This is a genomic window from Nocardia sp. NPDC058519, from assembly GCF_042719755.1.
In the GTDB taxonomy this organism is placed as follows: Bacteria; Actinomycetota; Actinomycetes; order Mycobacteriales; family Mycobacteriaceae; genus Nocardia.
On record NZ_JBHXNK010000050.1, the window covers coordinates 1 to 24,842 of the forward strand.

General features: G+C 68.5%; 24 protein-coding genes and 1 riboswitch. Of the genes, 19 read left to right on the forward strand and 5 right to left on the reverse strand.

Going from position 1 to position 24,842, the window contains the following annotated elements; genetic code table 11:
* Window positions 1-148: 148 nt before the first annotated feature.
* Together ACFWPK_RS33230 and ACFWPK_RS33235 are read right to left on the reverse strand one after the other, a co-directional pair.
* On the reverse strand, window positions 149-577 hold the full coding sequence (locus ACFWPK_RS33230) for a DUF3040 domain-containing protein (RefSeq protein ID WP_378922615.1): 429 nt from the start codon (window positions 575-577) through the stop codon (window positions 149-151).
* A gap of 125 nt (window positions 578-702) precedes the next feature.
* Window positions 703-1,152: an SAV_6107 family HEPN domain-containing protein gene (locus tag ACFWPK_RS33235; protein ID WP_378636670.1), complete on the reverse strand. Its 450-nt coding sequence runs from the start codon at window positions 1,150-1,152 to the stop codon at window positions 703-705.
* A 117-nt stretch (window positions 1,153-1,269) separates the two neighbouring features.
* Between ACFWPK_RS33235 and ACFWPK_RS33240 the strand changes: the two genes are divergently transcribed.
* The 5 genes from ACFWPK_RS33240 to ACFWPK_RS33260 all read left to right on the forward strand — a co-directional run bounded on the left by ACFWPK_RS33240 (window position 1,270) and on the right by ACFWPK_RS33260 (window position 6,359).
* The gene (locus tag ACFWPK_RS33240; protein ID WP_378922617.1) at window positions 1,270-1,896 is read left to right on the forward strand and encodes a GNAT family N-acetyltransferase; all 627 of its coding nucleotides are present in this window, start codon (window positions 1,270-1,272) and stop codon (window positions 1,894-1,896) included.
* Window positions 1,893-3,458, forward strand: coding sequence for a phytoene desaturase family protein (locus ACFWPK_RS33245; RefSeq protein WP_378922618.1), 1,566 nt, complete (start codon window positions 1,893-1,895; stop codon window positions 3,456-3,458). Before ACFWPK_RS33240 ends, ACFWPK_RS33245 begins: the two co-directional genes overlap by 4 nt.
* Window positions 3,455-4,333, forward strand: a complete 879-nt coding sequence (locus ACFWPK_RS33250; protein ID WP_378922620.1) for a carotenoid biosynthesis protein — start codon at window positions 3,455-3,457, stop codon at window positions 4,331-4,333. The genes ACFWPK_RS33245 and ACFWPK_RS33250 overlap by 4 nt, the downstream gene beginning before the upstream one ends.
* Window positions 4,334-4,429: 96 nt before the next feature.
* Window positions 4,430-5,185, forward strand: coding sequence for an LppM family (lipo)protein (locus ACFWPK_RS33255; protein WP_378922656.1), 756 nt, complete (start codon window positions 4,430-4,432; stop codon window positions 5,183-5,185).
* Between the two features lies 1 nt (window position 5,186).
* Window positions 5,187-6,359 (forward strand): glycosyltransferase, encoded by a 1,173-nt coding sequence (locus tag ACFWPK_RS33260; protein ID WP_378922622.1) that lies wholly within the window; start codon window positions 5,187-5,189, stop codon window positions 6,357-6,359.
* A gap of 78 nt (window positions 6,360-6,437) precedes the next feature.
* Here ACFWPK_RS33260 and ACFWPK_RS33265 read toward each other — a convergent pair whose 3' ends face one another.
* Both ACFWPK_RS33265 and ACFWPK_RS33270 read right to left on the reverse strand, forming a co-directional pair.
* Window positions 6,438-7,076, reverse strand: coding sequence for a Uma2 family endonuclease (locus ACFWPK_RS33265; RefSeq protein ID WP_378922623.1), 639 nt, complete (start codon window positions 7,074-7,076; stop codon window positions 6,438-6,440).
* A gap of 30 nt (window positions 7,077-7,106) precedes the next feature.
* A complete protein-coding gene (locus ACFWPK_RS33270; protein ID WP_378922658.1) occupies window positions 7,107-7,820 on the reverse strand; it encodes a hypothetical protein in 714 nt (237 codons plus the stop codon).
* A 283-nt stretch (window positions 7,821-8,103) separates the two neighbouring features.
* Window positions 8,104-8,198: riboswitch (SAM riboswitch) on the forward strand.
* A 27-nt stretch (window positions 8,199-8,225) separates the two neighbouring features.
* Between ACFWPK_RS33270 and ACFWPK_RS33275 the strand changes: the two genes are divergently transcribed.
* The 12 genes from ACFWPK_RS33275 to ACFWPK_RS33330 all read left to right on the forward strand — a co-directional run bounded on the left by ACFWPK_RS33275 (window position 8,226) and on the right by ACFWPK_RS33330 (window position 21,795).
* A complete protein-coding gene (locus ACFWPK_RS33275; protein ID WP_378922625.1) occupies window positions 8,226-9,221 on the forward strand; it encodes an amino acid ABC transporter permease in 996 nt (331 codons plus the stop codon).
* Window positions 9,218-9,979 carry an amino acid ABC transporter ATP-binding protein gene (locus ACFWPK_RS33280; protein ID WP_378922627.1) on the forward strand — a complete coding sequence of 254 codons (762 nt, stop codon included), beginning with the start codon at window positions 9,218-9,220 and terminating at the stop codon, window positions 9,977-9,979. Before ACFWPK_RS33275 ends, ACFWPK_RS33280 begins: the two co-directional genes overlap by 4 nt.
* Window positions 9,980-10,011: 32 nt before the next feature.
* Window positions 10,012-10,974, forward strand: coding sequence for an ABC transporter substrate-binding protein (locus ACFWPK_RS33285; protein ID WP_378922629.1), 963 nt, complete (start codon window positions 10,012-10,014; stop codon window positions 10,972-10,974).
* Window positions 10,975-11,002: 28 nt separating this feature from the next.
* Window positions 11,003-12,073 (forward strand): LLM class flavin-dependent oxidoreductase, encoded by a 1,071-nt coding sequence (locus tag ACFWPK_RS33290; protein WP_378922630.1) that lies wholly within the window; start codon window positions 11,003-11,005, stop codon window positions 12,071-12,073.
* Window positions 12,070-13,683 (forward strand): ABC transporter substrate-binding protein, encoded by a 1,614-nt coding sequence (locus tag ACFWPK_RS33295; RefSeq protein ID WP_378922632.1) that lies wholly within the window; start codon window positions 12,070-12,072, stop codon window positions 13,681-13,683. The genes ACFWPK_RS33290 and ACFWPK_RS33295 overlap by 4 nt, the downstream gene beginning before the upstream one ends.
* A 1-nt stretch (window position 13,684) precedes the next feature.
* Window positions 13,685-14,779, forward strand: a complete 1,095-nt coding sequence (locus tag ACFWPK_RS33300; protein WP_378922633.1) for an ABC transporter permease — start codon at window positions 13,685-13,687, stop codon at window positions 14,777-14,779.
* 67 nt (window positions 14,780-14,846) lie between these two features.
* Window positions 14,847-15,674 (forward strand): ABC transporter permease, encoded by an 828-nt coding sequence (locus ACFWPK_RS33305; protein WP_378922660.1) that lies wholly within the window; start codon window positions 14,847-14,849, stop codon window positions 15,672-15,674.
* Window positions 15,671-17,320 carry a dipeptide ABC transporter ATP-binding protein gene (locus ACFWPK_RS33310; RefSeq protein ID WP_378922634.1) on the forward strand — a complete coding sequence of 550 codons (1,650 nt, stop codon included), beginning with the start codon at window positions 15,671-15,673 and terminating at the stop codon, window positions 17,318-17,320. Before ACFWPK_RS33305 ends, ACFWPK_RS33310 begins: the two co-directional genes overlap by 4 nt.
* The gene (locus tag ACFWPK_RS33315) at window positions 17,317-18,480 is read left to right on the forward strand and encodes an LLM class flavin-dependent oxidoreductase (protein ID WP_378922636.1); all 1,164 of its coding nucleotides are present in this window, start codon (window positions 17,317-17,319) and stop codon (window positions 18,478-18,480) included. Before ACFWPK_RS33310 ends, ACFWPK_RS33315 begins: the two co-directional genes overlap by 4 nt.
* Complete coding sequence (locus ACFWPK_RS33320) at window positions 18,477-19,844, forward strand: NtaA/DmoA family FMN-dependent monooxygenase (protein WP_378922638.1); 1,368 nt, start codon at window positions 18,477-18,479, stop codon at window positions 19,842-19,844. The genes ACFWPK_RS33315 and ACFWPK_RS33320 overlap by 4 nt, the downstream gene beginning before the upstream one ends.
* Window positions 19,841-20,650, forward strand: coding sequence for a DUF1684 domain-containing protein (locus ACFWPK_RS33325; protein WP_378922640.1), 810 nt, complete (start codon window positions 19,841-19,843; stop codon window positions 20,648-20,650). The genes ACFWPK_RS33320 and ACFWPK_RS33325 overlap by 4 nt, the downstream gene beginning before the upstream one ends.
* Window positions 20,647-21,795: an LLM class flavin-dependent oxidoreductase gene (locus tag ACFWPK_RS33330; RefSeq protein WP_378922642.1), complete on the forward strand. Its 1,149-nt coding sequence runs from the start codon at window positions 20,647-20,649 to the stop codon at window positions 21,793-21,795. The genes ACFWPK_RS33325 and ACFWPK_RS33330 overlap by 4 nt, the downstream gene beginning before the upstream one ends.
* Window positions 21,796-21,832: 37 nt before the next feature.
* Here ACFWPK_RS33330 and ACFWPK_RS33335 read toward each other — a convergent pair whose 3' ends face one another.
* The gene (locus ACFWPK_RS33335; protein WP_378922643.1) at window positions 21,833-22,312 is read right to left on the reverse strand and encodes a MarR family winged helix-turn-helix transcriptional regulator; all 480 of its coding nucleotides are present in this window, start codon (window positions 22,310-22,312) and stop codon (window positions 21,833-21,835) included.
* Window positions 22,313-22,398: 86 nt separating this feature from the next.
* Here ACFWPK_RS33335 and ACFWPK_RS33340 point away from each other — a divergent pair, with 86 nt between their 5' ends.
* Entirely contained in the window at window positions 22,399-23,976 is a 1,578-nt protein-coding gene (locus ACFWPK_RS33340) for a DHA2 family efflux MFS transporter permease subunit (RefSeq protein WP_378922645.1), read from the forward strand.
* A 137-nt stretch (window positions 23,977-24,113) separates the two neighbouring features.
* Window positions 24,114-24,692 carry a DUF2867 domain-containing protein gene (locus tag ACFWPK_RS33345; RefSeq protein ID WP_378922646.1) on the forward strand — a complete coding sequence of 193 codons (579 nt, stop codon included), beginning with the start codon at window positions 24,114-24,116 and terminating at the stop codon, window positions 24,690-24,692.
* Window positions 24,693-24,842: the final 150 nt, after the last annotated feature.

The following is a 24,842-nucleotide window of genomic DNA, read 5'->3' on the forward strand; positions in this document are numbered from 1 at the left end:
CGCGGGGGGGTCGGGGGGGGCGGGGGGGGGCTGGGGGGCCAAACGCCCCTCCCCTCGCGCGGCGGCTCGTGCGGCCAACTCCCGCCGTCGGCGGGCCCCCCCGGGGTGGGGGGGTGTGGCGCCGCCAACGTAGTCGGCTAGGTCTGAGCTATTCCTGCTCGAACCGTCGTCGGAATCGGTCTTCCATGCGCTCGGAGAAGCCGCCGGACTTGCGCTGGCGACCGCCTCGGGCGGTGGGTCCCGTCGTCGGGCCGCTGCCCGCCGCGGGAGACTCGGTCGCATCCGGTCGGGCGGTGCGACGCGAGTTGCCGATCATCAGCAGGACACCAGCGCCGAACATGGCGATGAATCCGACGAGACTGATGATCGGGAAACCGCCCGGCTTGAACGGGGCGGCGATGCCGGCGACGAGCAGAAACAGGCCGACGGCGAACAACGCCGCTGCCTGGAGTCTGCGTCGACTCGACGTGGAGCGAAGACGTCCGCCGCGGACGGACGAGGCGAACTTCGGATCCTCAGCATAGAGAGCGCTCTCGATCTGTTCGAGCATGCGCTGCTCGTGCTCGGAGAGTGGCACGGTACCTCCCCCGGCACTAGGCGTGGCTGGTCGCCTCCGGGTAGGCGACGGGTAGCCGACCTTGGCGGCTATCTGCTCCCCATAATACGAGTTCGATCGGTGGCGTACCACCTACTCGGTCATAACTAAGCGGTCATGTCGCGGCCACGACTCGGCTGCGGGAGGCTCTTGGCCGCGGCTACCAGCGCATCGTCGACGTCGTAGAGGAATGCGCCCACCCGTGAGCAGAACTCATCTGCTTGTGTGTCGGTGATCGCGCGGTCCAATCCGGCCTCCAGCGCGGCCCGCAATTGCGAGTGCGCCTCGAAGTAATCGGCCCACATCACGAACTCGGGGCTGGCGCGTCTCAGTAACACCCAGGCGCTGCGCGACCGTGCTCGCGGTGCCCGGTCGGCGCCGGTGAGCGCGATCATCGAGCCCGCGCCACGCAGCGCGGCCAGATAAGCGGTGCGGAACCGCTCGCCCGGTTCGTGCTCCCAGGCGGAATCGGTGAGCAGAGCATCGGCCTGGCGTAGTAGTCCGCCGGCGCGCCCATCGTGGCCCGCGTGCGCTCGACCATCGTTGTGACCAGCCATCTGCTGCCCCTTTCGCCCCTCGCACTGATCGAACTAACATTCGAACGTTTGAATTGAGATTGAATATAGGGACACCCACCGACAACTTTCCGCGTCCGCGCGCCACCGACGAGAGCCATGACAGCCGTCAAGCCGAATCACACCCCCGCACCCGTCGTCGTCGACCTCAGCGTCGCCGCCCTGCGCGCACGCCTGCACGACGCCCTGTCGGTCTATGTCGCCGCCATGGATTACCCCCGTGGCACCGAACACCATCGCGCCCCGATGTGGACCGAACACACCACCAGGACGGGCTGGCGTGCGGTCGCCGCGGTGCTGCCCGACGATTCGGGCGGCGTCGACCTGCGCACCGCGCCGATCGTGGCCATCGCCTACGGCTACAGCGGCGCGCCGCGCCAGTGGTGGCATCAGCAGGTGCAGACCGGGATGCGCCGCTGCGGGTGGCCCGATGCCGCCGCCCGCGACCTGCTCGCCGACTACTTCGAACTCACCGAGCTGCACGTCCACCCGGCCGCGCAGGGGCGTGGGATCGGGGCGCGGCTGCTCGAGCGATTGCTGGCCGACCGCGCCGAGGCGGCCGTGCTGCTGTCGACGCCGGAGGTCCCGGAGGAGGCGAACCGGGCCTGGAAGTTGTATCGGCGGGCCGGATTCACCGATGTGATCCGCAATTTCGTCTTCGCGGGCGATACCCGCCCGTTCGCCATCCTCGGGCGCAGGCTGCCGATGCCCCCCGCGCACCTGTGACGACGGTAGTGGTCGGATCCGGCCACAACGCACTGGTCGCGGCCTGCTATCTGGCGCGGGCCGGGCAGCGGGTACAGGTACTCGAGCGCGACGAGGTACCCGGTGGCGCGGTGTCGACGGTCGAGCGGTTCCCTGGCCATCTCGTCGATCGCGGATCTTCCGCGCACATCATGATCCGGCACACCGGGATCATCGAGGACCTCGAGCTCGAGCGGTTCGGGTTGCGCTATCTCGACTGCGATCCATGGGGGTTCACGCCGTCCGACGGCGTGCGCCCACCGATCGTGTTCCACCGTGATCTCGGCGAGACCTGCGCGTCGATCGAGGCGGCCTGTGGCGTCAAGGACGCTGACGCATATCGCCGATTCGTCGGGGTGTGGGGCGAGCGCAGCGCACGGGTGATGCGGTCGTTCGGTGGGCCGCCGACGCCGGGCAGGCTGGTTCGCTCGTTCTGGGGGCTGGACGCGCGGGCCGGTGGATCCGCGTTGTCGCGGGAGTTCTTGCAGTCCGGTGACGCGCTGCTGGACTTCTGGTTCGACGACGAACGGCTCAAGGCCTCGCTGGCATGGTTCGGCGCGCAGTCGGGTCCGCCGATGTCGGAACCGGGGACGGCACCGATGGCCGGGTTCGCCGCGCTCATGCACACCTTGCCGCCCGGGCGCGCGGTGGGTGGAAGTGGGGCGCTCAGTGCGGCGTTGATCGCGCGCCTGCGTGCCGACGGTGGTGAGCTGCACACCGGTGACGCTGTCAGCTCGCTGCGCCGATCCGGCAGCGGTTGGCTGGTGACGACCGAGTCGGGCCGGACGCTGCGCGCCGACGCGGTGATCGCGGGCTCCCACATTCTGTCGACCCTCGACCTGTTGCGCGCGGGCGATTTCGACCCCGCTGTCCTCGATGACTGGCAGCGCCGCATCCGGGTCGGCCCCGGCATCGGCATGGTGGTGCGCCTGGCGACCGACCGGCTACCCGAATATCCCGGCGTCTCCCCCACCGAATCCGCCCGTGGTCTGCAGTTCCTCGTCTCGGACCGCAGGCAGCTCCGGCTGGCACACGGTGCCGCGCTCGCCGGTTCGCTGCCGCCGCGCCCGGTCGTGCTCGCGATGAGTTTCAGCGCGCTCGACCCGTCCATCGCACCCGCCGGCGAACATCAGTTATCGCTGTGGGCGCAGTGGCATCCCTACGAACTCGCCGATGGCAGTGACTGGGCAGCGCACGCCGAGGCAGAGGCAGATCGGATCGTCGCCGAGGTCGAAGGGTACGCACCGGGTTTCACCTCGTCGGTGCGTCAGCGATTCGTGCAGACGCCGGTCGATCTCGAGCGTGAGATGGGTCTGCGCGGCGGCAATGTGATGCATGTCGAGATGTCGCTCGATCAGATGATGCTGTGGCGTCCGCTGCCCGAGTTGTCGGGCCAGCGAGTCCCGGGCGCTCCAGGCTTGTATCTGACCGGCGCGTCCACCCACCCCGGCGGTGGAGTGTCCGGGGCCAGCGGTCGCAGCGCGGCTCAGCTGGTCCTGGGTGATCGTCGTAAGCGCCGCTTCACCCTGCCGTACAAGCGATGAAGGCGGACCCGTCGGCCCGCCTGCGCGACTGGTTTAGTGTCGATCCCCGCCGGGCGATTCCCGCTGTCACCGCGCTGGCGCTGGTGCTCGTGCAGATCGCCTACCCGTTGAGTGCCGGCGTGACGCGCGATCGGATCACCGTTGTCGTGGTGGTGCTGTCGGCCGCGACCGCTGTGGCGCACGCGGCGACGACTCGCGGATTGCGCTGGGCCTGCGGATTCTTCGTCATCGTGTCCGGGCTGGGGCTCACCGCCGAGATCGTCGGCACCGCGACCGGGTTTCCCTTCGGCAGCTACGCCTATGCCGTCGATCGGCTCGGGCCCGCGCTCGCCGATGTCCCGCTGGCGGTGCCGTTGGCGTGGACCGGCGGGCTGTACCCGATCTGGGTCGTCGCGGGCATCCTCGCCGATGGGCAGCGGGCCGACCCGTCCAGCGTCTCGAACGCCCGGCGCGTCGGACTGTTCGCCCTCGGTGCGGTCGGCTGGGATCTGTTCCTCGATCCGCAGATGGTCGCCGACGGCCAGTGGACCTGGTCGGTCACCGACGCCGGGCTTCCCGGCCTGCCCGAGATCCCGTACACCAACTACCTGGGTTGGGCGCTCGTCGCGGTGATCATGGCGGTGCTGCTCACCCTGCTCGATCGGCTCCTCGCGCCACCGCGTGACCCCTCGGTGACGGTCCCGGTCGCGGTATTCGGGTGGACCTGGCTCGGCTCGACCCTCGCGCACGCGGTGTTCCTCGGCCTCCCGGCATCGGCGATCTGGGGCTTCGCCGGTCTGGGATTACTCGGGATCCCTCTGTTTCTGCGGGCGACGTGCGTTCTGAGCCGCCGACCCCGCCGCGACACACCCCGATTCGGGGCGAAAAAGGCCTGATCGGCGCGGTGCGCGGGGCGCGGTGGGCCCGTCGTGTGGGCTCTCGGGCTCGAGCCTGGCACGATGTCAACCGTGCAGCCGAGTCCCGTCGCCGACATGCCCGTTCCTTCGCCGCGTCGTTTCGTGCCCGCGCGGCGCGTAGCGGCCGTTGCCGTCCTGCTGGCACTGCTCGTGCCCGCGCTGGCCGGGTGCCTGCGGGTGCAGGTGTCGATGGGGGTGTCGTCGAACGACCGGGTGTCGGGGCGGATCGTCGCCGCGGTGGTGCCGACGGGGCCCGAGGACAAGGGGCCGCAGCTGAAGGCGCCGGAGCAGCTGGCGGCGAAAGTGCGGGTGGAGAACTACAACCAGGACGGGTACATCGGCACCCAGGTGTTCTTCGACGACCTGTCCTTCGGCGAGGTCGGCCAGCTCGGTGGGCTCTCGGATCAGACGCAGGGCATGTTCACACTCGAATTCCAGCGCAATGGCGATCTGGTGAGTCTCACCGGACGGGTCGACCTGGAATCGCTGCCGCCGCAGGGTTCGGACGTGCAGTTCTCCGTAGCGTTCCCGGCCCGGGTCGCCAAGACCAACGGCACCCGCGAGACCACCGACAGCGAGAACACCGTGTCGTGGAAGCTGCCCGCGGGCGAGGTGTCGACCCTGCGCGCCGAGGTGAAGTACGCCGACCCCAACACCCGTTCGTTCGCGGGCTGGGCGGGCATCGTCGGCGGCATCACCCTCGCGGTGGCCGCGCTGATCGCGGGACTGGCGTTCCGTGATCGCAACCCCGGCCCGCCGAACGCGCCGCGCGGCGGCTTCTCCCCCTCGGAGATGTGGCGCGAGATCTCCAGTCGCAGACTGGGCCGCTGACATGAGCGCGGCGGCCCGCTACCTGACCTGGGCGGGCACCGGTCTGGCAGCGCTCGGCGCGAGCACCGCCGTCTACAACCTGGTCACCTTGCGTACGCTGCCGCGCGGAGTCGCGGGCGTGATCGAACCGGTCACGGTGTGTGTTCCCGCCCGCGATGAAGCCGCGCGCCTGCCCGCGCTGATCGCCGACCTTCGCGCCCAAACCGGCGTCCCCCGCATGAACGTGCTGATCCTCGACGACGCGTCCACCGACGGCACCTACGAAGCCGCACTGGCCGCGATCGCCGGCGACGAGCGCTTCACCGTGCTGCGCTCCGCCGCGCACCCCGCCCCCGGCTGGACCGGCAAGGCCGCCGCGTGCGCGCGCCTGGCCGCCCGCACCGACGCGGCCGCCCTGGTCTTCGTCGACGCCGATGTTCGCCTCGCGCCCTACGCCGTGGCCGCAGCGGTAGCCGAATTACGCAGGCGTGGAGCGGGTTTGGTCTCGGCCTGGCCGGTGCAGGAAGCAGGTTCGACCACCGAGCACCTCGTCCAGCCACTGCTCGCCTGGTCGTGGGCCTCGACCCTGCCGGTCGGCCCCGCCAACCACAGCCTGCGCCCGTCCACCGCCGTCGCATGCGGACAGTTCCTAGCCGTCGATGCCGCGGCCTACCGCGCGGGCGGCGGTCACGCGGCTGTCGCGGCCAGCGCCACCGAAGATCTCGATCTGGCGCGCGCCGTGCGCCGAGCGGGCCACCGCACCGCCTTGGTGACCGCGGGCCCCGCCGCGAGAACCCGAATGTATACCGGCACAGCCGAACTCACCGACGGCTACACGCGTTGGCTGTGGTCGGCCTACGGCGGCCGTCTCGACACCGGCGCCGCCATCGGCATCCTTGCCGCCCTTGCCTTTTGGATTCCCCCACTGGCAGCGATCTTCGGCCGCGACCGAACCCGCAGAGCAGGCCTGCTCGGCTACCTGGCCGCCGTCACGAGCAGACTCACCGCCCGCACCATCGAAACCCGCCGGGCACCAACAGGTACCGACCTCACCTCGGCCCTGGCCCACCCACTCTCAGTGGCCAACTACCTCATCCTGTGGACCCGCTCCCACCACCGCCACCGCACCGGCCGCCTCCGCTGGAAACAGCGCCCCCTGGTCACCCCCGACGACCCCATCGCCCGCCACGCCTGACCGGTCAATAACCGAATCGGCCCGTCCAGGCCGCGGATACCCCGATACGGGGGGTACGTCAGGCGCGGCGGATGACGCCTATTCGATGTCCAGATCCAGTTCTGCCCAGGGGATTTCGACCTTGACCGGGTCGATTGCGGTGACTGCGATGACCGGGTCCTGGCCGCGTAGGCCGATTCGCTCGGTGACGTATCTGCCGTCAGAGGTGAGACGCAGTTGTTCGATGGAGGAGACCAGTCCGTCGTCGTTGACCATCCGGACGATCCAGTACTGCGCGATGCCGAGCTTCGCGTACTCGGCTCGCTTGTCGACGCAATCGGCGGTGACCGTACCGGGTGAGACGATCTCGACCACGAGCAGGGCGTCGGCGGCGGTCGGCTTGCGGCGCCATCGGCCGCGGTCGGCTTCCACGCAGCGGTAGAGGATCGCGTCGGGGCGGCGGAATCCGAACGGAACTTCGGACACGAGCATGTCGAGGTCACCGCTGGCGCGCGGGCACGGAGCGTCAGAAGGACGGTCACGCGCGGCGTCCCGCAGCGCGGCTTCGATTACGCGTGCGACGGAGATGTGGTTGGGTGACGGTGACTCGCAGTGCACGAGCATGCCGTCTTTGACCTCGATCGTTCGAGCGAGTTCCGTCGGCATCTCGAGGTAGATGTCCAGGTCGATGACGGGCATGTCGTTCCGCAGCCACGACCAGTCGTAGGCTCCGCTCATACCGCTGAGCCTAACGCTGACCGGCGAGCTTCAGGCGACCTCGGTGATGCCGATGGTCGGGAAGAAGAAGCAGGAGCGGCCTGCGTTGTCGGTGGTGCCGAAGACGGCGGCCAGGACGGTGCCTCGGCCGGTGTCGACGGGGACGGCGCGGACGCCGCCGACGGGGATGGCGGCGAAGAGGAAGTCGCGGATGGCGGTTTCGGCGAGGGGGCGCAGTTCGGCGGGGACCTCGGGCGGGACCATGGCGCGCACGATGTCGGCGATCGGGCCCATCGAGGCCATGCCGCCGCGGCCGGTGCTGACATTGAGCCAGGCCACCTGCATGCCGGAGGTCTTCGTGGCGGCGGTGTCGGGGGCGAGGCCGTAGGGCAGGAAGGTGAACAGGGTCTGGCCCGATTTCACGGCCGCGAGGTCGACGCCGGGGATCGGGAGGGTGTTCGCCGGCCACGGGCCCGGTACCGCGCCCGCGACGGCGGGAACAAGGCCCGTGCCGTCACCGGTGCAGTTCGCGGCGACCGTGGGGTAGAGGAAGGGCTGGATACCCATGGCCTTCAGCGTCTCGACGACGGTTCGGTAGGCGCCGAGGAGATCGCCCGGGCCCGCGGCAGGCGTGACGTTCGGTGCGTCCCGGGTGACGGCGGGCGTCACCGGCTCGGCCGGTTCGGCGGCAGCCGGTGGCACGGCCAGCAGTAGCGCGGCGGCGCAGGCCGTCAGCGAGGTCAGTGCGGTGGAACGACGCGGCATGATCACGACGTACTCCTCATCGACGCAGAGAAGGCCGACGCTACCGCGTGCGGTGGGTGAATCCGGACAGGTGAAGTAACCGGGCGTTCGGCGCGTCGCAATCTCGCAGCGAACCCCCGCCGAGGGTCGGTGTCCCCCACAGTCGACCGACCACGCCGAACCGGGGCAATTATGACTGCGCCCGAAGCCGGTTCCAACCTCTGCGCTCACGTTGATTTCTATCGTTGCGCGCACTCGTGCATGTGCCACATGCTGATTCAGCTCAGGCCGCAGCGCCGGGGCGCAACCATCCAGAGCGACCGAGAGACCTGGCTCGATGACGTCGCAGCAACCCGCCCGCTTTCGGGGTGTGGGTGCTTCTGCCGGGTTCGATGGAGGAGATTTTGTGTTTTCCGAAGGACTCCCATGACCGCGTCCGCCGTATCCGGCGCCGAGACCGCGCCCGCACCGCCCGGCGACGCTCCCCCCGCTGAGTCGGCATCCGCCGACGAAGCGACCGACCTTCCCCGGATCACCGGATCGTGGCACCCGTGGCGGTGGGTCGTCGCGGCGGTCGCGCTGGTGGTGGTGGCCCAGTTCGCACACGGTCTGATCACCAATCCGGGCTGGGACTGGGGCACTTTCGCCCAGTACTTCACCGCGAAGTCGGTACTGGCCGCGCTCCGGGTGACCATCGAGCTGACCCTGTGGGGCACCGTCCTCGGTTTCGCGATCGGCACCCTGCTGGCGATCGGGCGGGTGTCGAACAATCCCGTGCTGCGCGTGATCGCCTGGACCTACGTCTGGGCGTTCCGTTCGATCCCGCTGATCGTGCAGCTGCTGTTCTGGTTCAACATCGCCTACCTGTATCCCCGCCTTTCCGTCGGTATTCCGTTCGGACCAGCGTTCTTCGATTTCGAAGTCAACGGTGTCATCAGTGGTTTCACCGCGGCGGTGATCGGCCTGGCCCTGCATCAGGCGGCGTACTCGGCCGAGCTCATCCGGGCGGGCCTGCTCGCCGTCGACGGCGGCCAGCTGGAAGCGGCTGCCGCGCTGGGCATTCCGCGCTGGCGGCAGTTCCGCACCATCGTGTTGCCGCAGGCCATGCGCTCGATCCTGCCGAACGCGGCCAACGAGGTGATCAGCCTGTTCAAGGGCACCTCGATCGTGTCGGTGATGGCGATCGCCGAGCTGTTCTACCAGGTGCAGGTGATCTTCGGCCGCAACGGCCGGGTGGTGCCGCTGCTCATGGTGGCCACGGCCTGGTACATCGTGCTCACCACCGCGCTGTCGATCGTCCAGTTCTACATCGAACGGCACTACGCCAAGGGCGCCCAGCATGAGCTGCCGCCGACACCGTGGCAGCGGGTCCGCGCCAAGGTCACCGAGATCGCCGCCGCACCCCGAGGAGCCACCCGATGACCGCAGCGGTGCAGGCACGAGGAATTCGCAAGTCCTACAGCGGTACCGAGGTGCTGCGTGGCGTCGACCTGGCGGTGCGCACGGGCGAAGTGGTCGCGCTGGTCGGCCCATCCGGGTCGGGTAAGTCGACGCTGCTTCGGGTGCTCAACCATCTCGAGGCACAGGACGCGGGCACGGTGCACATCGGCGGTGAGCTGATCGGCTACCGGCAGCGCGGAAACACCCTGCGCCCGCTGCCCGACCACGCGGTGCGCGCCCAGCGCAGCCATATCGGTTTCGTGTTCCAGCAGTTCAACCTGTTCCCGCATCTCACGGTGCTCGACAACATCGTGCTCGCCCCGGTTTCGTCCCAGCGCCGCCCGCGCGCCGAGGTGATCGCCGAGGCGAAACAGCTCCTGGACCGGGTCGGGATGGCCGATTTCGCCGACGCCTACCCGCGCCGGCTCTCCGGCGGCCAGCAGCAGCGCGTCGCCATCGCACGGGCGCTGGCCTTGAAGCCGCGCCTGATCCTGTTCGACGAACCCACCTCCGCGCTCGACCCGGAACTGGTCGGCGAGGTGCTCGCGGTGATCCGCGATCTCGCGCACGGCGGCACCGCCCTGGTGATCGTCACCCACGAGATCGGGTTCGCCCGTGAGGTCGCCGACACGGTGGTGTTCCTCGACGAAGGACAGATCGTCGAGCAGGGCGACGCAGCCACTGTCCTCGATCACCCCGAACATCCACGCACGCAGGCATTCCTGTCGCGCGTGCGCTGAGTATCCCTTCCCACGAACAGGTTTCGACACTGATGAAGCTTTCCACGCTGATCGGCATCATCTCGGCGGCCACGCTGCTGACCACCGGCTGCACCGCCGATCCGGAATCCGCCGAGACCGTCCAGGCGGGTTCGGTCACCTTCGACCTCTCGCCCACCCAGGAGGGAAGGGTGCGGGTGGCGAAGGTCGACGCGATCGCCGCCGAAGTGCCGCAGGCGATTCGCGATCGCGGCACCCTCCTGGTGACCGGATCGGGCAGTTCCGCGCCCCCGCTGCGGTTCTATGCCACCGACGACAAGACCGTCGTCGGATCCGAAATCGACTTCGCCAGTCTGGTGGCCGACAAACTCGGCCTGAAGCTGGTCGCACAGGTGGCGGATTGGTCGCAGAACTTCGTGCGCGTCGATTCCGGCGAGGTGGACGCGTTCATCTCCAATGTCACCGTCACCGAGGAGCGCAAGGAGAAGTACGACTTCGCGACCTACCGCAAGGACAATGTCGCGCTCGAGGTGCCCGAGGACAGCCCGCTCGTCTTCAACGACCGAAAGAGCCTGGTGGGCAAGCGAATCGGCGTGGGAGCGGGCACCAACCAGGAACAGCTGCTGGTGAAGTGGAACGAACAGAACGTCGCCGAAGGGCTGGCGCCGATCGACATCGCCTACTACCAGCAGGTCACCGACTACTACCTCGCGCTCGCCTCGAAACGTCTCGACGGCTACATCGGCCCGAACCCCACCGGCGTCTACCACTCGACGACGACCGGCGAGACCAAGCTCATCGCCACCTTCTCCGGCGCCGGTGAGGCACTGCAGGGCGAGATCGCGGTGCTCACCAAGAAGAACAGCGGCCTCAATGCCGCCGTGCACAAGGCGCTGGTCGATGCCATCGCGGACGGCAGCTACCAGAAGGTCCTCGATCGCTGGGGCCTGGATTCGGAGAAGGTCACCGAGTCGCGGATCAACCCACCCGGTCTGCCGAAGAAGCCTGCCGCATGAGGTCATTCGAGAAGCTAGGAGTCCGCGCATGAAGTTCCTGCTGATGACGCTGATCACCCGGGTACCCGATCCGGTCACCGGCGTGGTTCCCACGACCCGCGATCGCCTGCACGAGGTGATCGAACAGGCAAGGCGCGCCGAGGAATTCGGCTATGACGGGTTCGCTGTCGGTGAGCGACACGAGGATCCGTTCCTCTCGGCCGCTCCCCCGGTGGTGCTGAGCCATATCGCGGCCCTCACCTCGCGGATCAGCCTGTTCACCGCGGTCACCACCTTGAGCCTGCTCGATCCGGTGCGCGCGTTCGAGGACTATTCCACCCTGGACAACCTGTCCGAGGGCAGGCTCGAACTGATCATCGGCAAGGGCAACGGCGCGGCCCAGGCGCAGCTCTATCACGTCACCACCGATGACCAGTGGGAGCGCAATCGTGAAGGGTACGAACTGTTCCGGGCGCTGTGGGACAGCGAGGAAGTGACGTGGTCGGGGCAGTTCCGCCCCTCGCTCACCGCGGCCAAGGCATTGCCCCGACCGCTTCAGCCCCGGTTGCGGATCTGGCATGGCAGCGCGACGAGCAAGGAGTCGGTGGAACTGGCCGCGCGCCACGGTGATCCGGTGTTCTCGGCGAATGTCACCAACCCGATCGAGCCGTACGCCGAGCTGATCCGGCACTACCGCGAGCGGTGGGCGCACTACGGTCACGACCCGGCCGATGCGCTGGTCGGCGCGGGGACCGCGGGCTTCCACGTCGCGCGGACCTCGCAAGAGGCCGTCGAGGTGTTTCGCCCGCTCTACGAGGCGCGCACCTCATTGCAGCGCAAGGTCGGCAATCCGGTCGTGTTCGAGACCGTCGAAGACTTCATCGCCCGCTCGTCGGCGCTGGTCGGCAGCCCGGAGCAGGTGATCGACAAGGTCGGCCGCTATCACGAGCAGTTCGGGCACGAGGTCATCCACCTGTCCGCCGAACGTGACGGCCGCACCGAATCCGACTACCTGGGCAGCCTCGAGCTGTTCCAGGCCGAGGTGGCGCCCGAGCTGCGCCGCCGCATTCCGAGTCGTCCCCTGGCCGCCGGCCGTCAATTCTCTGGAGTTACCTCGTGATCCGACATCGTCTTGCTGCTCTCGCGGGTGTACTCGCCGCCGCCACCACAGTTGTCGCGTGCGGCGGTGGCACCGGGGGCTCCGGTGCTCAGACCGGTCCGCCGCAGCCCGGCGGCACGTTGCGCTACGGGCTCTCCGGGGCGCCGACCTGCTCGGATCCGGCGCAGTCGGGCACCAACCAGACCATCTATGTGGCCCGCCAGATCGTCGACTCGCTGACCGATCAGGACCCGAAGACCGGTGCGATCACCCCGTGGCTGGCCAAGAGCTGGGAGGTCAGTCCCGACGCCAAGGTGTTCACCTTCGAGCTGGCCGATGGCGTCACCTTCAGCGACGGCACCGCGCTCACCGCCGACTCGGTGCGCGATACCTTCGACGCGGTCGTCAAGCTCGGTGCCGCCAAGGCGCAGCTGGGAGCCAGCTACCTGACCGGCTACGTCGGAACGACCGCGGTCGACAAGCTCACCGCCCGTGTCGAATTCAGTGCGCCGAACGCCCAGTTCCTGCAAGCGTCCTCGACCGCGCAGCTCGGCATCCTGGCGCAGTCCACCAATGCCAAACCGGCCGAGGCCAGATGCGCGGGTGACAACATCGGCAGCGGGCCGTTCACCTACGCCTCCTACAAGCAGGACACCTCGGTGACGCTGGCCAAGCGCGCCGGATACAACTGGGGCTCGGCCGTTTTCGGCCATCAGGGCGAGGCGTATCTGGATCGGATCGAGTTCACCGTCGTCCCCGAATCGGGTGTGCGCACCGGCAGCCTGGCCTCCGGTCAGCTGGACGCGGTCAGCGACGCGCTGCCCCAGGACGCTCCACAGATCGAGGCCGTCGGCGGGCGGATCCTGTCGACATCGAATCCCGGCACCCCGTTCGGCTTGACCCTCAACGTGACTCGCGGCCCCCTGCGTGATCCCGCGGTCCGGCAGGCACTGTTGCCCGCGATCGATCGCAAGCAGCTCGTCGAGACCGTGCTCGGTCCCCAGTTCAAGCCGGCGACCTCGAGCCTGGCGTCGGCGACCCCGGCATATCTGGATCAGTCGGCCAGGCTCGCCTACGACCCGGCCAAGGCGAAGTCGATTCTCGAGCAGGCGGGTTGGCTGCCAGGCCAGGACGGTATCCGGGCCAAAGGCGGTGAGCGACTGAGCTTCGCGGTGACGTTCAGCCAGGTGTTCGCGGGCAATCAGGCGATTCTGGAACTGGCGCAGCAGCAACTGCGCCAGGTCGGTGTGGAGCTGAAACTCGATCTCGTGTCCACCCCGGAGGCCATCGCCCGGCAGAACGCGAAGGACATCGACGCCGGTTACGGCAATTCCACCCGCGCCGACGGCGATATCCTGCGCACTTCCTTCGGCCTCGCCGGTCGCAACATCAACGCACGTGGCCCGATTCCCGAGCTCGATCAGACCCTCGACAGTCAGCTCGCCACCAACGATCCGGCCGCCCGGGTGAAGCTGCTCGAAGCCGCGCAACGGCAGGTGCTCGACAACGGGCTCTACATCCCCACGATCGAGCTGTCCCAGGCGATCGGTGCGGCCGCGCACACCCAGGACCTGAAGTTCGAGGCCTCGGCGCGACTGCAGTTCTTCGACACCTGGTTGAGCGGGCACTGAGATGAGCGGGCTGGTCCGTCAGCGGGGGCAGGTGGTGGTAGGCGACCTACCGCGGTACCTGGGTTCGCGGGTGCTGCAAGCGATCTGGGTGCTGTGGGCGGCGTTCACGATCTCGTTCGTGGTGCTGTACCTGCTACCCGCGGATCCGGTGTCGATGGCGGCCGACACCGCCGGTGCCGGTACGCCTGTCGACCAGGCGGCGATCGCCGAACTGCAGGCTCGCTACGGGTTGGACAAGCCGCTGTGGGAGCAGTATGTGACCGCGCTCGGTAATGCCATCACCGGCGATCTGGGCCGCTCCATCAACACCGGTCAGCCCGTTACCGAGGCACTCGGTGACGCGCTACCGCCCACGCTCGGACTGGCAGCTCTCGCATTGCTATTCGCCGTGATCGGTGGGACGGCGCTCGCCTTCGCCGCGACCTACACGCGTCGGCCGTGGCTGCGCAACACCCTGAGTGCGCTACCACCACTGGGTGTTTCGGTACCGACGTTCTGGACCGGTCTACTCCTGTTGCAGCTGTTCTCTTTTCGGCTGCACTGGTTCCCCGCATTCGGCGGAACCGGGTTGCGCGGGACCCTGCTGCCCGCGCTGACCCTGGCCTTGCCGATCGGGGCGGTACTCGCCCAGGTTCTCGCGGCCGGGCTGGAACAGACTTGGCGTCAGCCTTTCACCGAAGTGGCACTGGCCAAGGGCGCATCCCGGTGGTGGGTGCAGCGCCGCCACATCGCCCGCCTGGCGAGCGTGCCCGCCTTCACGATCGCCGGTGTGCTGGTGGGCACCATGCTCGCGGGGTCGGTGGTGGTGGAGTCGGTATTCGCCCGCGCGGGCGTGGGCCGACTCACCCAGACCTCCGTGCTCAATCAGGACATCCCCGTCGTCCAGGGCGTGGTGCTGCTCTCTGCCCTGATCTTCGTGGCCGTGAATCTGGCGGTCGACCTCCTGTACCCGCTGCTCGACCCACGCATCACCGGCACGCGGCGTAGTCGTCCGGCCGCCGGGACTCCCGCCGAAGCCGTGGCCGTCGCCGGAAAGCCCCGCGACCCGGACCAGACGGGCTCCGACACCGACACCGAAAGGAGTGAACGTGGTTGACATCCTCGTGCGCCGCCCAGTATTGACCGAACGGCCTGAAGCGGCAGCCGGTCACGCCGTTCCGCGTGTGCACCGAGCCTCCCGAACTGCCCGGTGGGCCCGCGCGCACCTCGGTCTGGTGGTGGCGGGTGTAGTGCTGGCCGTCGCGGTCGGCTGGGCCGTGGCGCCGTCGCTCTTCGCGTCCGGTGATCCGCTGACCGGGGTACCCGCGGAGAAGTTCCAGGGACCCAGCGCGGCACACTGGTTCGGCACCGACAATCTCGGGCGCGACCTGTACACGCGGATGGTGCACGGTGCGGGGCTCTCGCTCACCGCCACGCTGACCGCGGTCGGGATCGCGTTGGTGGTCGGGTCGGCACTCGGGCTGCTGTCCGGCGCTTCGGGCGGCCTCGTCGACTCCGCGATCATGCGGGTCGTCGATGTGCTGCTGTCCATTCCGTCACTGTTGCTCGCGCTGGCGCTGGTCACCGCGCTCGGCTTCGGCACCCGCAATGTGGCTGTCGCCGTGGGTGTCTCGTTGATCGCGAACTTCGCCAGAGTGATGCGCTCGGAGGTGCTGCGGGTACGGCACGCGCCCTATGTCGAGGCCGCGCACGCGTCCGGCGTGCGCTGGTACGCGGTGCTCGTCCGGCACGTACTTCCCAATGCGTTCCAGCCTGTCCTGGCCTTGGCCGCGGTCGAATTCGGCATGGCGGTGCTGGCGGTGTCCTCGCTCAGCTTCCTCGGCTACGGCACCAAACCGCCCACCCCCGAATGGGGTTCGCTGATCTCGGAGGGCCGCAACTTCCTCGCTTCCGCCTGGTGGCTGACCACACTGCCCGGCCTCGTCATCGTCGCCGTGGTCCTGTCGGCCCAGCGTCTGGGCCGCTTCGCTGGAAGGACCGAAACACGATGAGCGACAAGACGGAAGGTCCGACGCAGGCGGACCGGCCCTTGCTCCAGGTGCAAGATCTGCAGATCGCGTATCGGACCGGCGCGGGATCTGTTGCCGCGCTGCGTGGCGTGTCGATCGAGGTGGCGCGCGGAGAGGTTGTCGCACTAGTCGGCGAGTCGGGGTCCGGGAAGTCGACGTTGGCGCACGCGGTGATCGGGTTGCTCGGGGATTCGGCGCGGATCGTGTCGGGCACGGTCGAATTCGCCGGTGAGCGGGTCGATCCGGACGACGAGAAGGCGCTGCGGCGGTTGCGGGGTGCGCGGGTGGGGTTCGTGCCGCAGGATCCTGGCCTCTCGCTCAATCCGGTGCTGCGGGTGGGTGATCAGGTGGCGGAGGCGCTGCTGGTGCACCGACTCGCCGATCGGCGGGGAGCGGCACTGCGGGCCCTGGATCTGCTCGAGGAAGTCGGGCTGGATCAGCCGGAGCTGCGGGCACGGCAGTATCCGCACGAGCTGTCCGGCGGGCAGCGGCAGCGGGTGCTGATCGCGATCGCGCTGGCATGTGGCCCGGAGCTGATCATCGCCGACGAGCCGACGAGTGCGCTCGATGCGACGGTTGCGCGGCAGGTACTCGATCGGCTGGCGGAGCGGATCGCGGCGCGCGGCACAGCGGTGCTGCTGATCACCCATGACCTGGCCGTGGCCGCCGAACGGGCGGATCGGCTGGTCGTGCTAGAACAGGGCCGGGTTGTCGAATCCGGGTCCACCGCACAGGTATTGACCAGTCCGTCACAGCCCTATACCCAGCGGCTGCTGGCCGCGTCTCCGACGTTGTCGCCCACCGAGTTCCGGCCCCGTCGTCCCAGAGCGGAGACACCTTTGCTGTCGGTTCGTGCCCTGCACAAGCGATTCCATGCGGGAGCGGGCAGCATCACCGCCGTCGATGATGTCGAGTTCAGTCTCGATCGTGGCGAAACGCTTGCTCTGGTCGGTGAATCCGGTTCGGGCAAGTCGACGACGGCCCGGATCGCACTGCGGCTCACCGAGGCGGACAGCGGAACGGTCACCTTCGACGGTCACAACCTCACCAGTGTCCGCCGAAATCGGTTGCGCGCCCTGCGCAAGCGGTTCCAGGTGGTGTACCAGAACCCGTACTCATCGCTGGATCCGCGCTGGGAAGTCGCCGACATCATCGCCGAACCCTTGCGCGCCTATGGCGTCGGCGACCGCACGAAACGGGTCGCCGAGCTCCTCGAACAAGTCGCGCTACCAGCGGATTTCACCAAGCGCAGACCCGCCGAGCTGTCGGGCGGACAGCGACAACGGGTGGCGATCGCCCGCGCGCTGGCCCTGCGCCCCGACCTGCTGGTACTCGACGAACCGGTCTCCGCGCTCGACGCCTCGGTGCAGGCGCAGATCCTCGACCTGCTCGACACCCTGCAGACCGAACTCGCCCTCGGCTACCTGTTCATCTCCCACGACCTGGCCGTGGTGCGCCGGATCAGCGACCGCGTCGCGGTGATGCGCCAGGGTCGCATCGTCGAAACCGGCGCTACCTCAACCCTGTTCACCGATCCGCGGCACCCCTACACCAGGGAGCTACTCGCGGCGATCCCCGCCCCGGGAACCCGGATCGAGCCCCTCGACGGAAAGGACCTCACCCGATGAGCAAGACCGGACTGTTCCTCGGCATCGAAACGGTCGGCACCGGAACGCATCCCGCGTCCTGGCGGCGCGCCGATTCCGGCGCCGAAGACCTGTTCACCGCCGGCTACTGGACGGCCGTGATAGCGACCGCCGAGACGCTCGGGTTCGACGCCGTGTTCCTGCCCGACTCGTTCGGCATCCAGGCCGGTGGCACCGCCGTGACCCGAGGCAGGCTCGACGCCGTCGCGATCGCCGCCCGCACCGCCCCCCTGACCAGCCGGATCGGCCTCATTCCCCAGGTACCGGTCACCCACACCGAACCGTTCCACGCGTCCAAGGCCGTGACCGCGCTCGACTTCGCGAGCCTGGGCCGCGCGGGCTGGGAGGTGACTGTGTCGACGGCCGAAGTCGAGGCGAAGGCGTTCGGCCGCAAGGATGTTCAGGATCTGGAGTCACTGTGGCACGAGGCCGACGAAGCGGTCGAGGTGGTGACCCGGCTGTGGGACAGCTGGGAGGACGACGCCGAGATCCGCGACGTGCCCACCGGCCGCTTCATCGACCGCGACCGCCTGCACTACATCGACTTCACCGGCGACAACTTCTCGGTCAGGGGCCCATCGATCACCCCGCGCTCGCCGCAGGGCCAACCGATCGTGACCGTCCGCGCCGACGACCCCGAGTCGGCCGAGGTCGCGGTCCGCCGCGCCGACATCATCCGCATCACCGCCACCGATCTCCCCACCGCCACCGAACGCCGCACCGTGTTGCGCACCGCCATCGCCGCCACGGGCCGCGACCCCGACACCGTGCAGATCCTGCTGGATCTCCCTGTGCACCTGTCGGATTCGGCAGTCGACGCGCACTCCGAGGTAGCAGAACTCGACGGCTGGGCCGTGCGGCCGCACCTCGATACCGATCGGCTCCACCATGTCGGCACGGCCGCCGGACTCGATGACGTGCTCGCGGAGATCACTCGGTCGGGCATCGACGGAGTTGTCCTGCGACCGATTGCCCTGCACGCCACGCTGACCGCTCTCACCGCCCACCGCGCCGAGGGCGAACCGGGGCAGCTCGTCGACGCCGGCGACATCGCCGAGGCGAGTCCGGCGCCTACCCTCCGCGACCGGCTCGGTCTCCCCCGCCCACTCAACCGATACGCCACGACAGGAGCAGCGCTGTGACCTCGAAACCACGCAAGCAAGTCCACCTTGCCGCGCATTTCCCCGGCGTCAACAACACCACCGTCTGGGCCGACCCGGCGTCGAGATCGCAGGTCGAGTTCGCGTCCTTCGAGCATCTGGCGCGCACCGCCGAACGCGGCCTGTTCGACTTCTTCTTCCTGGCCGAGGGGTTGCGGCTGCGCGAGCATCGCGGGCAGATCCACGACCTGGATGTGGTGGGCAGGCCCGACACGTTCACCGTGCTCAACGCGGTGGCGGCGGTGACCGAGCGGCTGGGGCTGGCGGGCACCATCAACAGCACCTACAACGAACCGTTCGAGGTGGCCAAGCAGTTCGCCTCGCTCGATCACCTCTCCGGCGGCCGGGCCGCGTGGAACGTGGTCACCTCCTCGGACGCGTTCACCGGCGAGAACTTCCGGCGCGGCGGCTACCTCGAACACAGCGAGCGGTATCGGCGCGCGGAACAGGTGGTCGCCGCGACCAGGACGCTGTGGGACAGCTGGCCCACCGACTCGCTGGTGATCGATCGGGAGCGTGGGATCTTCGCCCGCGAAGTCCCCGAAACCGCCTTCCGCAGTTCGCAGTTCGACTTCGCGGCGCCGTTCGTCGTCCCGCCGAGCCCGCAGGGCCATCCGGTGTTGTTGCAGGCGGGCGATTCCGACGAAGGCCGCGAGTTCGGCGCGAAGACCGCCGATGCGATCTTCACCGGACACGGCACCCTCGAGGCGGGCCAGAAGTTCTACGCCGACGTCAAGGGCAGGCTGGCGAAATACGGTCGCGCACACGGCGATCTACTGGTGCTGCCCGCGGCCACGTTCGTCCTCGGTGACACCACCGACGAGGCACACGAGCGCGCCCGTAGCATCCGCTACCAGCAGGTGAGCCCGCAGACCGCGATCGCCTTCCTCGAACAGGTCTGGGGCCGTGACCTTTCCGGCTACGACCCGGACGGCCCGCTGCCCGATATCGAGCCCGACGCCGCCGCCGAGATCACCCGCGGCCGGGTCAGGCACACGAAAGATCCACTGGCCGTGGCGAAAGCGTGGCGCGGGCAGGCCGAGGCGGACAACCTCAGCATCCGCGAGCTCATCATCGAGGTCACCGCCCGCCAGCAGTTCATCGGCACGCCCACCGAGGTCGCCGAGCAGATCGACCACTACGTGCAGTCCGATGCCGCCGACGGTTTCATCCTCGTCCCCCACCTGACACCCGCCGGGCTCGACGAGTTCGTCGACACGGTGGTCCCCGAACTACAGGAACGCGGCAGCTTCCGCACCGAGTACACCGGCACCACCCTGCGCGACCACCTCGGTCTGCGCCACCCCCACCAGCACACCATCGCCGAAGGAGCACGCGCGTCATGACGATCACCGTCGAGAACCACACCCCCACCACGACATTCGCCGACGACTGGTCGCGCTGGCATCATGCCCGCGAGGACGGGCTGCGCGATCCGCTCGGCTGGCTCAGCCTGGCCGGGCTGCACTGGCTCACCGACAGCCCGCAACGCCTGGACGGCGTCCCCGGCACCTGGTGGGTCACCGACGAGAAGGTGTTCATCACCGCACAGCCCGCCGACCGGCTCGATGTCGACGGCGAGCGGATCGGCGGCGTGCAGATCGTGACGCCCGTGGAGGGCGCGCCGGGAGTCAGCGTGCTCAACGAGGAGAAGGTCCTCGAAGTGATCCGCCGCTCCGGGCAGTACGCGGTGCGCGTGCACGATCCGGCCGCGCCGACGCTGACCACGTTCACCGGGGTCGCGGCCTACCCCGCCGACCCACGCTGGGTCGTGACCGGGCGTTTCACCGCGTTCGGACAGGCACGCACCGTCACCACGGGCGCCGTGGTGGACGGGCTCGAGCACCACCACAGCGCCGCGGGAATCATCGAGTTCCGGATCGGTGACAGCCACGAAGCGCTGCTCGCCTTCGGCACCCCCGACGACCTGAAGGTGCTGTTCACCGACGCCACCAGCGGCGTCACCACCTACCCGGCCGCCCGATCGCTCGCCATCGGCGCGGTCGAGGCCGACGGCACCGTGACCCTCGATTTCAACCGTGCCGTGAACCTGCCGTGCGCGTTCACCGATTTCGCCACCTGCCCGGTGGCACCACGCGAGAACAGGCTGCGCGTGGCGATCGAAGCGGGAGAACAGGATCCGAAGCTATGAGCGTTCCGCTGTCGATCCTCGATCTTTCCCCCATCAGCGAAGGGTCAAGTGCCGCACAGGCATTGCGCAACACCGTCGATCTCGCCCGGCAGGCCGAGCAGTGGGGATATCGCCGATATTGGCTGGCCGAACACCATTTCGTCTCGGTGGCGAGTTCGTCGTCGCTGACCCTGCTCGGACTGGTCGCCGCGGCCACCTCGCGCATCCGGGTGGGGACCGGCGCGGTGCAGGTTGGCCACCACACATCAGCCTCGATCGTGGAGGCGTTCGGCACCGTCGACGCGCTGTACCCGGGACGACTCGACCTGGGTCTCGGCCGGTCAGGGCACCGTGTCAGCCAGTTCGGGGCCGCGGCGGCGACCACCAAGGGCGGTCATCCGGTCCTCGACACCGTCACCGGGCGCACCGAGGTACGTGACGGCGTAGTCGTGCCGCCGCCCTTCGATCCACGCCGGGTCACCGATCGCACGAGATTCCTCGCCTCGGCCGAGGCGCTGCAACAACCCGGAGCGGAGTCGCTGGACTTCGCCGAACAACTGGCCGAGATCCAAGCACTACTCGACGGCAGATACTTCACACCCAACGGTGTCGAGCTGCACGCCGTTCCGGGTGAGGGCATCGATGCCGAGCTGTGGTTGTTCGGTAGTTCGGCGGGCGAAAGTGCCGAGCTCGCAGGCAAATCGGGACTGCCGTTCGCCGCGGCCTACCATGTCGCGCCGGGCACCGCGCTGGACGCTGTCGCGGCGTATCGGGCGGCGTTCCGGCCGTCGGAACTACTGACCGAACCGCACGTCATCGTGTCGGCCGATGTCGTGGTCGCCCCCGATGACGACACCGCCCGCCACCGCGCGAGCACCTACGGACACTGGGTCCACAGCATCCGCAGCGGCGGTGCGGCCGAATACCTCGACCCCACAACGGCTTCCCCGCTCACCGCCGACCAACTCCGCCTCGTCGACGACCGCCTTGCCTCCCAGATCGTCGGCTCACCCACCACCGCCGCCGAGCGCCTCGACGCCCTCCAAAAGGTCACCGGCGCAGACGAACTCCTGATCACCACCATCACCCACAACCACGCCGACCGGCTCGAATCCCATCGGCTGCTGGCCGACGCGTGGGGACAGCGAGCGGCCCGCGCCGCCTGACCGGCAACCATGAGGGCGCCCCGAAAAGCCGACTCGGCTACGGGGCGCCTTCTGGCTGTGCGACCGTCATCGCCGTCCGCAATCGCGCGAGCAACCTCTCGAACTCGGCGAGCTGGGCAGGGTCGTATTCGGCCAGGATCGCGTCCTGTTCGGCATTGATGGGGTGGAAGAACTCGTCGGCGAGCTGTCGAGCGTTCTCGCTACACCGCAGGGTCACCACCCGCCGATCGGTGTGCTCGCGGCTGCGGGTGATGTATCCCGCCTGCTCCAGCCGGTTGAGCAGGGTCGTCATCGCCCCCGAGGTGAGGGTGATCCGCTTGCTCAGCAGCGCGGGCGAGAGCGGCTCGGCGGCCTGTTCGGCGGCGGCGATCTCCATCAGCGCGAAGGCGTCGGTGGAGTGCACGCCGAGAGTTTCCGCGAATCGGCGGCCCAGTTCGGTGAAGCTCGCGCCGTAGTCGATGAGCCCCGCGGCCAGCCGCTGCCGCCGCATCGCGACATCGCCGGATGTCTGCTCCACATCTCGTCCTCTCGTCGACCGCCCGATTGACAACTTACCGCCCGCCATTTACCTTCATCGTAAAGTAACTTTATGACGGAGGTATAGTGCGGACAGAAACCGAGACTCCACCGCTGCGCTTGTGGCTGGGGCTGATCGCCGTCTCGCTCGGCGTTGCGTTGATCGTGGTCGACCTGACGATCGTGAACGTGATCCTCGCGCCGATCGTCGACGATCTGGCGATCACCTCGATTCAGGCGCAATGGATCCAGGAGTCGTACGCGATCGTCTTCGCGGCGCTGCTGCTGGTCGCAGGCCGGCTCAGCGACCTCTACGGTGCACGTAAGCTGTTCCTGATCGGGTTGGTCGTCTTCGGCGGCACCAGCCTGCTCGCCGCGCTCGCACCGAGTGGCGGCCTGCTCATCGCGGCCCGTTTCCTGCAGGGCATCGGCGGGGCACTGATCCTGCCGACCTCACTGGCCCTGGTGAACGCGGCATTCACCGGAAAGGCCCGCGGGCAGGCCTTCGCGATCTGGGGATCGACGATCGGCGCGGCCGCGGCGGTCGGCCCGCTGCTCGGCGGCTGGCTCGCCGACTTCTCCTGGCGGTGGGCCTTCGGCATCAATATCCCCGCGGTCGCGCTGCTCATCGTGGCCGTGCTGATCTATCTTCCCGCCGCACCGAAGAACGCCGGTCGCGTCGATTGGCTCGGGGCGGCCCAGTCCGCCCTCTGCCTCGGCTTGCTCGCCTTCGCCATGATCGAGGGACGGCATTATGGCTGGCTGGTCGTCACCGAGCCGCTGCGCATCGGTGAATTCGCTTGGCGCGGTGGACCTTCACCAGTTCTCGTCGCGTTCGCCGGCGCCGCACTTGCCCTCGGGCTCTTCTGGCGCAGGCAGGCGATGCTGGGGCGCACCGATGGGCAGCCACTGGTCGATATCCGGCTGTTCTCGATCGATTCGTTCCGCAGGGGCAATGTGGTGACGCTGATCGTCGGCGTCGGCGAGTTCGGCATCATCGCGGTACTGCCGCTGTGGATGCAGTTCGCCCTCGACTACACCGCGCTGCAGGCCGGGCTCGCGCTGATGCCGCTCGCGATCGGCAGTTTCGTCGCCAGTGGCGCGAGCTTCTCACTCACGGCCTCGGTTTCGGCCCTGGGTCAGGTCAGGATCGGTTTGCTGCTGGAAGCGGCCGGGCTGGCGTTGCTCGGACTGTTCGCCGCGGCGGACAGCAGCTGGTGGTCGATCGCGCTCGCGCTGTTCGTCTACGGCATCGGAGTCGGCTTCGCTACCGCCCAGGTCACCAATATCGTGCTCGCCGACGTGCCGGGCGAGAGCGCGGGCCAGGGCTCGGGAATTCAAAGCGCGGCAAGGGAACTCGGCTCGGCACTGGGCATCGCGGTCCTCACCACCGTCTACTTCAGCACCGTCGGGACCGGCCTGCGCGACCGCCTGACCGATGCCGGGCTGCCCGAATCCGAAGTGCGGCAGCTGGAGTCGACTGTCACCGACAGCGCCGGTTCGGCGATCAGCGCCCTCGCCGAGAATCCGCACACAGTGCCCATCGCGGAAGCGGGCCGCGCGGCCATGGCGGCGGGTATCGAGGTGGCGAGCTACCTGTGCGCGGGTCTGCTGGTTCTCGCCTTGGCCACCACCGCATTCGTCAAACCCGTACGACACGAGTAAGCACCACGAGGGGCCGCGGACTCGTTCCGCGGCCCTCTCGTCAAGCCCGCATCAGTCACACTTTCCCCATCTATACGTAGGCGTATATCAGCGGTAGTCTCGATCTATACGCTGCCGTACACATGGAGGTTCCAGCTATGCGACTACCCGAATCGGCCCACACCGGCCAACCCTGGCGCATCCACGAGATCGCCCCCGACTTCGACGTCGAGGACATCTGGAAATTCCGCACCCCCGGCGGCGGCCCTGACGACTTCCCCGCCCTACTGGCCGCCCTCCGAGCCGAACGCGCCTCCGAGTCCACCGGTATCAGCGGCCTACTGTTCAAGATCCGCTGGAAGCTGGGCGAACTGTTCGGCTGGGACCGCGAAGACGCGGGCACCGGCACCCGAGTCGCCTCCCTGCGCGACCGCCTACCCACCGACCTACGAGACACCGACATCCCCGACGAGGACGGCCCCCTCACCGCCCTCTACGTCCTCGGCAACGAATACGCCGCCGAAATCGCCAACGGCACGATGCACGGCATCATGCACCTGGGCTGGGTCCCCGACGATTCCGGCTACCACCTGCAAATGGCGGTTCTGGTGAAGCCCAACGGCTGGTTCGGCCGCTTCTACATGGCCTTGATCAAGCCCTTCCGCTACGGAATCGTCTACCCCGCGATGACCCGCAGCTGGGAACGAACCTGGAACAACCTCGCCGTCGCTCAGTAGTCAGCGCGATATCAGCCGGGTGTCAGAACTGCTGGACTCAGTGACTTCTGGTCGGCAAAACCAACGTTCAGGATCGGCGGTTCCGCGCAAGATGTGGTGCGTCGATGCATCGTGGCTGCATCGACGTCCCGCCGCCCCCGCCGTTGAGGA